Raw genomic sequence first — 13,611 nt, 5'->3', positions numbered from 1 at the left:
GGGCCGCAACGCCATACCTAGAACGATGCCGCGACCCGCGGCATCCGCCGGAATCCGTTTATGGAAAAACGCGTCGTTTTTCGCTCGCCGTGGCTGCCGTATCTGCTGGTATTGCCGCAGATCGCGATCACGCTGATCTTCTTCTTCCTGCCCGCCGGGCAGGCGCTGTACCAGTCGATGCTGCAGCAGGATGCCTTTGGCATCAACCTGGAATTTGTCGGCCTCGATAACTTCCGCATGCTGTGGAACGACCCGCTGTACGTGGAGTCCTTCCAGACCACGGCGATCTTCGCCATCGGCGTCACGGTGGTGGGCCTGAGCACCGCGCTGGCACTGGCGTATTTTGCAGACCGCGTGATCCGTGGCGCGGTCGGCTACAAGACCTTGCTGATCTGGCCATACGCGGTCGCGCCGGCGGTGGCAGGCGTGCTGTGGATGTTCATGTTCAACCCGACGCTGGGCGTGGTCTCGTACGCGCTGCGCAAGATGGGCGTGGAATGGAACTTCCTGCTGAACGGCAACCAGGCGCTGCTGCTGGTGGTGCTGGCCGCGGCATGGAAGCAGATCAGCTACAACTTCCTGTTCTTCCTGGCCGGCCTGCAGAGCATTCCGCGCTCGCTGATCGAGGCCGCCGCCATCGACGGCGCCGGGCCGTGGCGCCGCTTCTGGTCGATCATTTTCCCGCTGCTGTCGCCGACCACCTTCTTCCTGATGGTGATCAACGTGGTCTACGCGTTCTTCGATACCTTCGCAATCATCGATGCGGTCACGCACGGTGGGCCATTCAACTCGACCAACACGCTGGTGTACAAGGTCTTCCATGACGGCTTCCGCGGCATGGATATCGGTGGCTCGGCCGCGCAGTCGGTGGTGCTGATGGTGATCGTGATCGCGCTGACCGTGGTGCAGTTCCGCTACGTGGAACGCAAGGTCCAGTACTGACGGAGGCAGCCATGGTAGAACGACGTCCTTTCCTTGATTTCCTGACCCATGTGGTGCTGATCTTCGGCATCGTGGTGGTGGTGTTCCCGGTGTACCTGACCTTCGTGGCGTCGACACTGACCGCGGAAGAAGTGCTGGATGCGCCGATGACGCTGATCCCCGGCAGCCACCTGATCGAGAACTATCGCACCGTGTTGTTCCAGGGCGTGGGCGAGGCCGCCTCGCCGGTCACGACCATGATGAAGAACAGCCTGATCATGGCGCTGGGCATCGCGCTGGGCAAGATCGCGATCTCGATCATCTCGGCCTTTGCCATCGTCTATTTCAAGTTCCCGCTGCGCAAGACCTTCTTCTGGCTGATCTTTATCACGCTGATGCTGCCGGTGGAGGTGCGGATCCTGCCGACCTACAAGGTGGTGTCGGACCTCGGGCTGCTCGACAGTTATTTCGGGCTGACCATCCCGATCATCGCCTCGGCGACGGCGACCTTCCTGTTCCGCCAGTTCTTCCTGACGATTCCCGATGAACTGGCGGAGGCCGCGCGCATCGACGGCGCCGGACCGCTGCGCTTTTTCTGGGACGTGGTGCTGCCGCTGTCGCGCACCAGCATCGCCGCACTGTTCGTGATCCAGTTCATCTACGGCTGGAACCAGTACCTGTGGCCGCTGCTGATCACCACGCAGAAGTCGATGACGCCGGTGGTGGTGGGCGTGACGCAGATGATCTCGCGCTCGGGCGATGCCGCCACCGACTGGAACCTGGTGATGGCCACGGTAATGCTGGCGATGGTCCCGCCGGCGGTGGTGGTGGTGCTGATGCAGAAGTGGTTCGTCAAGGGCCTGGTCGAAACCGAAAAATAAGGCGTGGCGCGCTACCCGCGCGCGCGCAGGACAACAGCAATGGCAAAACTGTCGCTTCGCAACGTTCAGAAAACCTACGCCGGCGGTACCCAGGTGGTACACGGCATCGACATGGAAATCGCCGACGGCGAATTCATCGTCATCGTCGGCCCTTCGGGCTGCGGCAAGTCCACGCTGCTGCGCATGGTGGCGGGGCTGGAAACCATCACCGGCGGCGAAATCCATATCGGCGACAAGGTCGTCAACAACCTGGAGCCTGCCGAGCGGGACATCGCCATGGTGTTCCAGAACTACGCGCTCTACCCGCACATGAGCGTGTACGACAACATGGCCTACGGGCTGAAGATCCGCGGCATGGCCAAGGCCGAGATCCAGCAGCGGGTGGAGCATGCCGCCGGCATCCTGGAGTTGTCGCCACTGCTCGACCGCAAGCCGCGCCAGCTGTCGGGCGGGCAGCGCCAGCGCGTGGCCATGGGCCGGGCGATCGTGCGCGAGCCGGCGGTGTTCCTGTTCGACGAGCCGTTGTCCAACCTGGACGCGAAGCTGCGCGTGCAGATGCGGCTGGAGCTGAAGGAGTTGCATCGCCGCCTCGGCACTACCAGCCTGTATGTGACGCACGATCAGGTCGAGGCGATGACGCTGGCCGACCGCATGATGGTGCTCAACGCCGGCCGCGTGGAGCAGATCGGCACGCCGCTGGAAGTCTATTCCAGGCCGGCCAGCACCTTTGTGGCAGGCTTTATCGGCTCGCCGCCGATGAACCTGATCCCGGTGGTGCGCAATAACGGGGGCAATGGTGCCGCGCAGATGCGCGTGGTGGCAAAGGAGGGCGCCGATAGCGCCACCGCCACGCTGGGTCACCTGCCGATGGGGCTGCACCTGCCCGAACAGGCCCTGCTGGGGCTGCGGCCGGAACATATCGAGCCGTGCGCCGCGCACGAAGCCATCGCCGAAGTCGATGTGCGCGTGGTGGAGGCGCTCGGCGCCGATTCGTTCGCGTACGGCTCGCTCGGCGGCCAGCCAGTGGTGGTGCGGCTGGAGAGCCATGCCAGGGTGAGCGCCGGGGACCGCCTGCCAGTGACCTCATCGCCCGACCACCTGCATTTCTTCGCGTCGGATACCGGCAAGCGCATCGAGGCCTGACATGGCAGACATCGCAGATACCAAGACCTGGCCGTACCCGCGCCACATCGCGCACCGCGGCGCGGGCAAGCTGGCGCCCGAGAACACGCTCGCCGCGTTTCGCCACGGCGCGGGCTTCGGATACCGGATGTTCGAATTCGACGTCAAGCTGTCGGCCGATGGCAAGCCGGTGCTGATGCACGACGCGACGCTCGACCGCACCACCAGCGGCAAGGGCAGGGTCGATGCGCTGACGCTGGGCGAACTGGCGCTGCTGGATGCAGGCAGCTGGCATAGCCCGGCCTGGGCCGGCGAGCCGGTGCCGACGCTGGCAGCCATCGCCCGCTATACGCAGGCCAATGGCTTCCTGGTCAATATCGAGATCAAGCCGGTGCCCGGCACCGAAGTCCGCACCGGCGCCGCGGTGGCGCTCGATGCCGTGGCGCTCTGGGCTGGCGCCGCGGTGCCGCCGCTGCTGTCGTCGTTCTCGGAAGAGGCGCTGGCCGCGGCCGCGCGCGTGGCGCCCGCGCTGCCGCGCGCGCTGCTGCTCGACAAGCTGCCGGGCGACTGGCTTGAGCGGCTGCGCCGGTTGGGCTGCGTGGCACTCGATACGAACTACCGCGAGCTGGACGAGGGCGTCATTGCGGCCGCGCACGCGGCTGGCTACCGAGTCCTCAGCTATACCGTGAACGACCCGGCAAAGGCAGCGCAATTACTAGGCTGGGGACTGGACGGGCTGATTACCGATGCCGTCGATCAGATAGAGCCGCGCGTCTAGTTGTTGTGCGGTTGTTGCTAAAACGCCGATGACGATGTGAATTGCCGTGCGATGAAGTTTCGCATCGCGAAAAGTCCACATCCCGTGTAGGCAAACATGCTATTCTTACCGCCGTGAAGACTTAGGTCCTTCCCCGCACAACTTGCCCTTTCGGGCCTTGTGAGGAAGCCAGCACATGCGGCATCCCTGTGGTGCCGTTTGCGCAGGATCTCCTCCGTTGGGCTCCCAAGAGTTGTTTGCGATCCGCTAACCGGTCAAGCCGTGTCGCGGAAGGTTGAATAACCCGCTGAACTCCGGCATACCCGGAGAATAGTGAGCGTCCCATGATGCAGCAGTATCAGAGCAATTCGTACCTCTTCGGCGGTAACGCCCCGTATGTCGAAGAACTGTACGAAGCCTACCTCCAGAATCCCGCCTCGGTTCCCGACAACTGGCGTTCGTATTTCGACGCCATGCAGAACGTTCCTGCCGTCGACGGCTCGAACGGCCGGGATGTCGCCCACGCTCCCATCGTTGCCTCGTTCGCCGAGCGCGCCAAGCAAGGCCCCATCAAGACCATCGTTGCCTCGGCCGATTCCGACATGGGCCGCAAGCGCGTCGCTGCCACCCAGCTGATCGCCGCCTACCGCAACATCGGTTCGCACTGGGCCGACCTGGACCCGCTCAAGCGCCAGGAGCGTCCGCCCCTGCCGGATCTGGACCCCGCGTTCTACGGTTTTTCCGAAGCTGACCTCGACATCGTCTTCAATGCCAGCAATACGTACTTTGGCAAGGAGTCGATGAGCCTGCGCGAGCTGCTGAACAACCTGCGCGAAACCTACTGCGGCACCATCGGCGCCGAATTCATGTACGTGAGCGACCAGGCGCAAAAGCGCTGGTGGCAGGAGCGCCTGGAAACCACGCGTTCCAAGCCGGTCTTCACGCTGGAGAAGAAGAAGCACATCCTCGACCGCCTGACCGCGGCCGAAGGCCTGGAGCGCTTCCTCCACACCAAGTACGTCGGCCAGAAGCGCTTCTCGCTGGAAGGCGGCGAAAGCTTCATCGCCGCGATGGACGAACTGATCCAGCGCGCCGGCACCAAGGGCGTGCAGGAAATCGTGATCGGCATGGCCCACCGCGGCCGCCTGAACGTGCTGGTCAACACCCTGGGCAAGATGCCCGCCGACCTGTTCGCCGAATTCGAAGGCAAGCACGTCGACGACCTGCCGGCCGGTGACGTCAAGTACCACAAGGGCTTCTCGAGCGATGTCTCGACCGAAGGCGGCCCGGTTCACCTGTCGCTGGCGTTCAACCCGTCGCACCTGGAAATCGTCAACCCGGTAGTGGAAGGCTCGGCCAAGGCCCGCCAGGAACGCCGCGGCGAAGTCGGCCACAAGGAAGTGCTGCCGGTGCAGGTGCACGGCGACGCCGCCTTTGCCGGCCAGGGCGTGGTGATGGAGACGCTGAACCTCGCGCAGACCCGCGGCTACGGCACGGGCGGCACGATGCACATCGTCATCAACAACCAGATCGGCTTCACCACCTCCGACCCGCGCGACGCCCGCTCGACGCTGTACTGCACGGACGTGGTCAAGATGATCGAGGCCCCGGTGCTGCACGTGAACGGCGACGATCCCGAAGCCGTGGTGTACGCCATGCAGCTGGCCGTTGATTTCCGCATGGAATTCAACAAGGACGTCGTGGTCGACATCATCTGCTTCCGCAAGCTGGGCCACAACGAGCAGGACACCCCGGCGGTCACGCAGCCGCTGATGTACAAGAAGATCAGCCAGCACCCCGGCACGCGCAAGGTGTACGCCGAAAAGCTGGCCGCGCAGAAGCTGGTCCCGGCCGAGTTCGGCGACGAGAAGGTCAAGGAGTACCGCGCCGCGATGGACGCCGGCAAGCACACCGCCGACCCCGTCCTGTCGAACTTCAAGAACAAGTTCGCCGTGGACTGGATGCCGTTCCTGAACCGCAAGTGGACCGACGCCGCCGACACCGCCGTGCCGGTGACCGAACTGAAGCGCCTGGCTGAACGCATCACCACCACGCCTGAGACGCTGAAGTTGCACCCGCTGGTGGAGAAGGTCGTCAAGGACCGCGCCAACATGGGCCGCGGCGACCAGCCGCTGGACTGGGGCATGGGTGAGCACCTGGCCTTCGCTTCGCTGGTGTCCTCGGGCTACCCGGTGCGTATCACGGGCCAGGATGCCGGCCGCGGCACCTTCACCCACCGTCACTCCGTGCTGCACGACCAGGCCCGCGAGCGCTGGGATGCCGGCAGCTACGTGCCGCTGCAGAACGTGTCGGAAAACCAGGCACCGTTCACGGTGATCGACTCGGTGCTGTCGGAAGAAGCCGTGCTCGGCTTCGAATACGGCTACTCGGCCGCCGAACCGAACGCGCTGGTGATCTGGGAAGCCCAGTTCGGCGACTTCGTCAACGGCGCGCAGGTCGTGATCGATCAGTTCATCTCGTCGGGTGAAGTGAAGTGGGGCCGCGCCTCGGGCCTGACCCTGATGCTGCCGCACGGCTACGAAGGCCAGGGTCCGGAACACAGCTCGGCCCGTATCGAGCGTTTCCTGCAGCTTTGCGCGGACCACAACATGCAGGTCTGCCAGCCGACTACGCCGGCCCAGATCTTCCACCTGCTGCGCCGCCAGATGATCCGTCTGTTCCGCAAGCCGCTGGTGATCATGACGCCGAAGTCGCTGCTGCGTAACAAGGACGCCGTGTCGTCGCTGTCGGAACTGGCCAAGGGTCACTTCGAGACCGTGATCGCCGACCAGGAAGAACTGAACGCCAGCAAGGTCAAGCGCGTCATCATGTGCTCGGGCAAGGTCTACTACGACCTGGTCAACACGCGCAAGGAACGCGAGGCCAACGATGCCGCGATCATCCGCCTGGAACAGCTGTACCCGTTCCCGCACAAGGCTGTTGCCGCGGAGCTGAAGAAGTATCCGAACGCCACCGAGATCGTGTGGTGCCAGGACGAGCCGCAGAACCAGGGCGCATGGTTCTTCGTGCAGCACTACATCATGGAAAACATGACGGATGGCCAGAAGCTCGGTTATGCCGGTCGTCCCGCCTCGGCTTCGCCGGCGGTGGGCTACTACGCAAAGCACAACGAGCAACAGAAGGCGCTGCTGGACGCTGCCTTCGCCAAGCTCAAGGGCTTTGTTCTGACCAAGTAAATCAAGCGGCAGCCACGGTGGCGCGCGCAGGTGCGCCGTGGCTGGCCGGCATCAAGACAACACGCATAACACGAGGAATTCACAACCATGGCTATTGTTGACGTCAAGGTTCCGCAGCTGTCCGAGTCGGTCGCCGAAGCGACCATGCTCAACTGGAAGAAGAAACCGGGCGAAGCCGTTGCTCAGGACGAAATCCTGATCGAGATCGAAACCGACAAGGTCGTGCTGGAAGTGCCGGCCCCGTCGGCTGGTGTCCTGTCGATTATCGTCAAGAACGATGGCGACACCGTCGTGGCCGACGAAATCATCGCCAGGATCGACACCGATGCCACCGCCGGCGCCGCTGCCCCCGCAGCCGCCGCCCCGGCTCCCGCTGCTGCCGCCCCGGCACCGGCCGCTGCAGCTGCCCCGGCCGCCGCTGGCGCCGTGGCCATGCCGTCGGCTGCCAAGCTGATGGCCGAAGCCGGCCTGTCGGCTGGCCAGGTTGCCGGCACCGGCAAGGACGGCCGCATCACCAAGGGCGACGTGCTGGGCGCCGCCGCTGCTCCCGCACCTGCCGCCAAGGCTGCCCCGGCTCCGGCCGCGGCCAAGCCGGCCCTGCAGCAGGTTTCCGCTCCGGTCGACTTCGCCGCATTGGGCGACCGTCCGGAAGAGCGCGTGCCGATGAGCCGCCTGCGCGCCCGTATCGCCGAGCGCCTGCTGCAATCGCAAGCGACCAACGCCATCCTCACCACCTTCAATGAAGTCAACATGAAGCCGGTGATGGACCTGCGCAACAAGTACAAGGACCGCTTCGAGAAGGAACACGGCGTGAAGCTGGGCTTCATGTCGTTCTTCGTCAAGGCAGCGGTGCACGCGCTGAAGAAGTTCCCGCTGATCAACGCCTCGATCGACGGCAACGACATCGTCTACCACGGCTACTTCGACATCGGTATCGCCGTGGGCTCGCCGCGCGGCCTGGTGGTGCCCATCCTGCGCAATGCCGACCAGATGAGCCTGGCTGACATCGAAAAGAAGATCGCTGAATTCGGCGTGAAGGCCCGTGACGGCAAGCTGTCGCTGGAAGAACTGAGCGGCGGCACCTTCTCGATCTCCAACGGTGGCGTGTTCGGCTCGATGCTGTCGACCCCGATCATCAACCCGCCGCAATCGGCCATCCTGGGCGTGCACGCCACCAAGGATCGCCCGGTGGTGGAAGACGGCCAGATCGTGATCCGCCCGATGAACTACCTGGCGATGTCCTATGACCACCGCATCATCGACGGCCGCGAAGCCGTGCTGGGCCTGGTCGCCATGAAAGACGCGCTGGAAGATCCGGCCCGCCTGCTGCTGGACCTGTAATCGACGGTCCCCGCGCGCGCGTCGGTCAACGCCGACGCGCGCGGTGCGCATCTCCAGTGTTGATCGCGCGCCGGCACACGCTGCCGGCGCCACAAAGGAATTCCCATGAGCAAACAATTCGACGTGCTGGTGATCGGCGCCGGCCCCGGCGGCTATATCGCCGCGATCCGCGCCGGCCAGCTCGGCCTGAACGTGGCCTGCTGCGAAGGCAACGCCTACGACGATCCCAAGAACGAACCGCGCCTGGGCGGCACCTGCCTGAACGTGGGCTGCATCCCCTCCAAGGCACTGCTGGCTTCCTCGGAAGAGTTCGAGAACGTCCAGCACCACCTGGCCGACCACGGCATCACCGTGGGCGACGTTAAGGTCGACGTGTCCAAGATGCTCAAGCGCAAGGACGATGTCGTTGGCAAGATGACCAAGGGCATCGAGTTCCTGTTCCGCAAGAACAAGGTGACGCTGCTCAAGGGCTACGGCAAGTTCGTCGGCAAAACCGCCGAGGGCTTCCAGGTCGAGGTCGCCGGTGAGGTCGTGACCGCCAAGCAGGTCATCATCGCCACCGGTTCGAAGGCTCGCCACCTGCCGGGTATCACGGTCGACAACGACCTCGTCAGCGATAACGAGGGCGCGCTCAAGTTCCCTTCCGTGCCGAAGAAGCTGGGCGTGATCGGCGCCGGCGTGATCGGCCTGGAGCTGGGCTCGGTATGGCGCCGCCTGGGTGCCGACGTGACCGTGCTGGAAGCGCTGCCCGCGTTCCTGGGCGCCGCCGACGAAGGCGTGGCCAAGGAAGCCCAGAAGCAGCTGACCAAGCAGGGCCTGAAGTTCAGCCTCGGCGTGAACGTGAACGAAGTGACCACCGGCAAGAATGGCGTCACCGTCAAGTACACCGACAAGGATGGCGCCGCCCAGACCCTGGAAGTCGATCGCCTGATCGTGTCGGTCGGCCGCGTGCCCAATACCGACAACCTGGGCCTGGACGCTGTCGGCCTGGCCGCCGATCAGCGCGGCTTCATCGAGGTTGACGACCACTGCGCTACCAAGGTGCCGGGCCTGTGGGCCATCGGCGACGTGGTGCGCGGCCCGATGCTGGCGCACAAGGCCGAAGACGAAGGCGTGGCCGTGGCCGAACGCATCGCCGGCCAGAAGCCGCACATCGACTACAACTGCGTGCCGTGGGTGATCTACACCTTCCCGGAAATCGCATGGGTTGGCAAGACCGAAGCCCAGCTCAAGGCCGAAGGCCGCGAGTTCAAGGCTGGCCAGTTCCCGTTCATGGCCAACGGCCGTGCGCTGGGCATGGGCCATCCGGAAGGCTTCGTCAAGATGCTGGCCGACGCCAAGACCGACGAGATCCTCGGCGTGCACATCGTTGCCGCCAATGCGTCGGACCTGATCGCCGAAGCCGTGGTGGCAATGGAGTTCAAGGCCGCCAGCGAAGATATCGGCCGCGTCTGCCATCCGCACCCGTCGATGTCGGAAGTCATGCGCGAAGCCGCGCTGGCTGTCGACAAGCGTCAGCTCAATATGTAAGGCGCATGCCTCGCATTGTTTGAGTACCGGCGCGCCGCACCAGCGGCGCGCCGTTTTCACTTGCGGCGCGTGCCGCGTGAGCCCCCAGCATGAACGTCACTGAGTACTACGAGAAGGAACTGAAGGAGCGTGGCTACACGTCCGACGAGGCGCAGTTGCGGGCCGTGGCGCGGCTGCAGCAGTGCTACGACGAATGGGTGGCCTACAAGAGCCGCCGCAACAACGCGCTGAAGAAGCTGCTGGTCCGTCCCGACGTGCCCAAGGGCGTTTACATGTGGGGCGGGGTAGGGCGGGGCAAGTCCTTCCTGATGGACAGCTTCTATACCTGCGTGCCGGTGGTGCGCAAGACGCGGCTGCATTTCCACGAATTCATGCGCGAGGTCCATCGCCAGCTCGAAGAGTTGCGCGGCCGCCCGGACCCGCTCGACGAACTGGCCAAGCGCATCGCGCGCCGGTTCCGCCTGATCTGCTTCGATGAGTTCCACGTCAGCGACGTCGCCGATGCGATGATGCTGCACCGCCTGCTGCAGCAGCTGTTCGACAACGGCGTGCAGTTCGTGATGACTTCGAACTACCGGCCCGACCTGCTTTACACGGATGGCCTGCATCGCGACCGTGTGCTGCCAGCCATCGCGCTGATCCAGCAGAAGATGGACGTGCTCAATGTCGATGCCGGCATCGACTACCGCAAGCGCGCACTGGAACAGGTACAGGCCTACCACACGCCGCTCGACGCCAAGGCGAACTCGGCGCTGCGCGATGCCTTTACGTCGATTGCCGGCGTGGCCGACGAGTCCCCGCTGCTGCATATCGAGCACCGCGAATTGCGCTCGCTGCGCAAGGCCAATGGCGTGGTGTGGTTCGACTTCGCCACGCTGTGCGGCGGGCCGCGCTCGCAGAACGATTACCTGGAGCTGGCTTCGCAGTTCCATACCGTGATCCTGTCCGACGTGCCGCGCATGACGCCGCGCATGTCGTCGGAAGCACGGCGCTTTACCTGGCTGATCGACGTCTTCTACGACCACAAGGTCAAGCTGCTGATGTCGGCGGAAGTGCCGGCTGACGAACTCTACACAGAGGGGCAGATGGCCAACGAGTTCCACCGGACCGTGTCACGCATCATCGAGATGCAGTCGCGCGAGTACCTGGAATCCGAGCGCCGCACCATGGACACGTCGCTCACCTGAGGGTTGCCGAGTGTTGTATTTCGGCCCGGCATGACGAGAGCCGGGCCGCATTGACCTAGATCAAGGTCGATGCCGGGACCGCCCTATACCCTGCAGTGGGTAGAAAAAGGTCCTCATGTCGTCCCCAGTCATCATTCCTTCCGCCAGCCTGCTGGCCTCGCATGCAACGTCCGCGGCGCCTGCCGCCAACGCTGGCGCGGCCGTAGCCGGGGCGCGGCTCGCGTGTTTCCATTGCGGCCTGCCGGTCACGCTGGCCGAACCTCTGGCCGCCGAACTGGACGGCGCGCGCAGGGTCTTCTGCTGCGGCGGCTGCCAGGCGCTGGCGCAGACCCTCCATGCCGCCGGCTTTGCCCATCTCTACGGCGACGAGGCCCGCTTTGCCCGCCCGATCGACGACGCGGCGCGGCGCGAGGCCGAGCCGGTCTGGGCCGCCTACGACACCCCCGAATTGCGCAGCCAGTTCGTGCGCCCGCTCGACAACGGCCGCGCCGAAATCACGCTGGCGCCAGAAAACATCCGCTGTGCCGCCTGCGCCTGGCTGATCGAGCAGCACCTGACGCGCCAGCCTGGCGTGGAGTCCGCGGTTGCCAATGTCGCCACCCGCCGCGTGGTGGTGCGCTGGCGCGAAGGCACGCAGTCCGTGGCCGGGCTGCTGGCGGCACTCGCCGGCATTGGCTACATGGCATGGCCGTTCGAGGTCTCGCGCAGCGACCAGCAGGACCGCCGCGCGCGCCGCGGCCTGCTGATGCGCATGGCCGTGGCCATGCTCGGCATGATGCAGGTGATGATGTACGCGTGGCCCATCTACACCCACGAGGCCACCATCGACCCCGGCCAGCTGCAGCTGATGCGCTGGGCCAGCTTTGCGCTGACGTTGCCGGTGGTCTTCTATTCCGCATCGCCGATCTTTGCCGGCGCCTGGCGCAGCCTGCGCCAGCGCCATATGGGCATGGACGTGCCGGTCGCCATCGGCATCGGCGCCGGGTTTCTCGCCAGCGCGCTGGCCACCGTGCGCGGCATCGGCGAGGTCTATTTCGATTCGGTGACGATGTTTGTCGCCTTCCTGCTGCTTGCCCGCTACCTCGAACTGCGCGTGCGCCAGGCATCGCGCAGCGGCGCCGAGATGCTCGCCCGCCAGCTGCCCGCCACCTGCGAGCGCCTTGGCGGAGTAGGGGCCACGGGTGAACGCATCCCGGTGGCACGTTTGCGCCAGGGCGACCTGATCCGGGTGAAGGCGGGCGAGATCGTTCCCGCCGACGGCACCGTCGTCGCCGGCGCCAGCGAACTGGACGAGTCCATGCTGACCGGCGAAAGCCGGCCGGTGCGCCGCAGTGCCGGCGACACCGTGCTGGCCGGCTGTTTCAATACCTCCAGCCCGCTGGAGCTGCGCGTGTCGCGCGTGGGTGCCGGAACCCGCCTGGCCGAGATCGTCGCGGTGCTCGATCGCGCGCTGGCCGAGAAGCCTCGCCTGGCCACGCTGGCCGACCGCGTCGCCGGCTGGTTCGTGGCGACGCTGCTGGTGCTTGCGGCGCTGACCGGGCTGGTGTGGGGGCTGTGGATCGATCCATCACGCGCGCTGCTGGTGACGATCGCGGTGCTGGTGGTCAGCTGCCCGTGCGCGCTGTCGCTGGCCACCCCGGCCGCGCTGGCCGCCGCGGGCGCCGCGCTGTCGCGGCGCGGCGTGCTGCTGACGCGCGGCCATGCACTCGAGACCCTGGCGCGCGTGACCGACGTGGTGCTGGACAAGACCGGCACGCTGACAGAAGGGCGTTTTGCCGTGGCCGCGGTGCGGCCGCAGGCCGACCTGAGCGCATCGCAATGCCTCGCACTGGCCGCGGCGATGGAACGCGGCGGCGAGCACCCCATCGCACGCGCGCTGCTCGCGGCGGCGCCTGACGGCGGGGGCCATGCGGGGACGGTCACCGAGATCCGCAACGTGCCCGGGCAGGGCCTTGAGGCCACGGTCGATGGGCGCCGCCTGCGGCTCGGCCGGCTGGATTTCGCGCGCGGCCTCGTTGCCCGCGACACCCCCGTGCTGGAGCCGGCGGTTGCGGACCCGACCCATCCCGGTGCCACGGTCGTGTGGCTGGCAGCACGGGACGGCGTGCTCGCGAGCTTCATGCTGGCCGATGTCGAGCGCGCGCAGACGTCCGCGCTGCTGGCGCGGCTCGGTGAGCTGGGCGTGCGCTACCACCTCGTCTCCGGCGACAACGCCGCGGCCGTGCACTGGTGGGCAAAGCACTTCGGCATCGCCCACGTCGCCGGCGAGGTCACTCCCGAAGGCAAGCGCGACTACGTCGCGCGGCTGCAGCAGGGCGGGGCGGTGGTGCTGGCCGTGGGCGACGGCATCAACGACGCCCCGGTGCTGGCGCAGGCGCAGGTCTCGATCGCGATCGGCAGCGGCGCGCCGCTGGCCCAGGCCGGCGCGGATGCCGTGCTCACGCACGGCGGCATCGACGAGATCGCGACCGCGCTGGCGGTGTCGCGCAAGGCGCGGCGCGTGGTGCGGCAGAACCTGGGCTGGTCCTTCCTCTACAACGTGGTGGCAATCCCGCTGGCGGCGACCGGGCTGGTGACGGCGTGGATGGCCGGCATCGGCATGTCGCTGTCGTCGCTGCTGGTGGTGGCCAATGCCTGGCGTTTGCTGAGCGCCGGCCGCAAGTCAGCCTAGGAGC

Annotated in this window: 9 protein-coding genes; all 9 read left to right on the top strand. The window is 65.9% G+C overall.

From position 1 onward, the window contains the following. Positions 1–60: 60 nt before the first annotated feature. The 9 genes from ugpA (at position 61) to CTP10_RS10090 (ending at position 13,607) form a co-directional block, all read left to right on the top strand. Positions 61–942 carry a sn-glycerol-3-phosphate ABC transporter permease UgpA gene (gene ugpA / locus CTP10_RS10130; RefSeq protein ID WP_116320420.1) on the top strand — a complete coding sequence of 294 codons (882 nt, stop codon included), beginning with the start codon at positions 61–63 and terminating at the stop codon, positions 940–942. 11 nt (positions 943–953) lie between these two features. Beyond that, entirely contained in the window at positions 954–1,802 is an 849-nt protein-coding gene (ugpE, locus tag CTP10_RS10125; protein ID WP_116320421.1) for a sn-glycerol-3-phosphate ABC transporter permease UgpE, read from the top strand. Between the two features lie 39 nt (positions 1,803–1,841). Then, positions 1,842–2,945, top strand: coding sequence for a sn-glycerol-3-phosphate import ATP-binding protein UgpC (locus CTP10_RS10120; protein ID WP_116320422.1), 1,104 nt, complete (start codon positions 1,842–1,844; stop codon positions 2,943–2,945). A 1-nt stretch (position 2,946) separates the two neighbouring features. Then, positions 2,947–3,702: a glycerophosphodiester phosphodiesterase gene (gene ugpQ / locus CTP10_RS10115; RefSeq protein WP_116320423.1), complete on the top strand. Its 756-nt coding sequence runs from the start codon at positions 2,947–2,949 to the stop codon at positions 3,700–3,702. Positions 3,703–4,025: 323 nt separating this feature from the next. After that, entirely contained in the window at positions 4,026–6,878 is a 2,853-nt protein-coding gene (locus CTP10_RS10110; protein WP_116320424.1) for a 2-oxoglutarate dehydrogenase E1 component, read from the top strand. A gap of 87 nt (positions 6,879–6,965) precedes the next feature. Further along, positions 6,966–8,219 (top strand): 2-oxoglutarate dehydrogenase complex dihydrolipoyllysine-residue succinyltransferase, encoded by a 1,254-nt coding sequence (gene odhB / locus CTP10_RS10105; protein ID WP_116320425.1) that lies wholly within the window; start codon positions 6,966–6,968, stop codon positions 8,217–8,219. 105 nt (positions 8,220–8,324) lie between these two features. Next, positions 8,325–9,749, top strand: coding sequence for a dihydrolipoyl dehydrogenase (gene lpdA, locus CTP10_RS10100; protein WP_116320426.1), 1,425 nt, complete (start codon positions 8,325–8,327; stop codon positions 9,747–9,749). Positions 9,750–9,838: 89 nt separating this feature from the next. Further along, positions 9,839–10,936, top strand: a complete 1,098-nt coding sequence (zapE, locus tag CTP10_RS10095; protein WP_116320427.1) for a cell division protein ZapE — start codon at positions 9,839–9,841, stop codon at positions 10,934–10,936. Between the two features lie 115 nt (positions 10,937–11,051). Then, positions 11,052–13,607 (top strand): heavy metal translocating P-type ATPase, encoded by a 2,556-nt coding sequence (locus CTP10_RS10090; RefSeq protein WP_116320428.1) that lies wholly within the window; start codon positions 11,052–11,054, stop codon positions 13,605–13,607. The last annotated feature ends 4 nt before the right edge of the window (positions 13,608–13,611 follow it).

Origin of the sequence: Cupriavidus sp. P-10 (assembly GCF_003402535.2) — a bacterium.
In the GTDB taxonomy this organism is placed as follows: domain Bacteria; phylum Pseudomonadota; class Gammaproteobacteria; order Burkholderiales; family Burkholderiaceae; genus Cupriavidus.
The sequence above is the reverse complement of the archived record's forward strand: the minus strand, read 5'-3'. Positions and strand labels throughout refer to the sequence as shown.

Excerpts from the sequence above, each read along its gene's own strand:
- ugpA (WP_116320420.1), top strand. The coding sequence starts at position 61 with ATGGAAAAACGCGTCGTTTTTCGCTCGCCGTGGCTGCCGTATCTGCTG.
- ugpE (WP_116320421.1), top strand. The coding sequence starts at position 954 with ATGGTAGAACGACGTCCTTTCCTTGATTTCCTGACCCATGTGGTGCTG.
- CTP10_RS10120 (WP_116320422.1), top strand. The coding sequence starts at position 1,842 with ATGGCAAAACTGTCGCTTCGCAACGTTCAGAAAACCTACGCCGGCGGT.
- ugpQ (WP_116320423.1), top strand. The coding sequence starts at position 2,947 with ATGGCAGACATCGCAGATACCAAGACCTGGCCGTACCCGCGCCACATC.
- CTP10_RS10110 (WP_116320424.1), top strand. The coding sequence starts at position 4,026 with ATGATGCAGCAGTATCAGAGCAATTCGTACCTCTTCGGCGGTAACGCC.
- odhB (WP_116320425.1), top strand. The coding sequence starts at position 6,966 with ATGGCTATTGTTGACGTCAAGGTTCCGCAGCTGTCCGAGTCGGTCGCC.
- lpdA (WP_116320426.1), top strand. The coding sequence starts at position 8,325 with ATGAGCAAACAATTCGACGTGCTGGTGATCGGCGCCGGCCCCGGCGGC.
- zapE (WP_116320427.1), top strand. The coding sequence starts at position 9,839 with ATGAACGTCACTGAGTACTACGAGAAGGAACTGAAGGAGCGTGGCTAC.
- CTP10_RS10090 (WP_116320428.1), top strand. The coding sequence starts at position 11,052 with ATGTCGTCCCCAGTCATCATTCCTTCCGCCAGCCTGCTGGCCTCGCAT.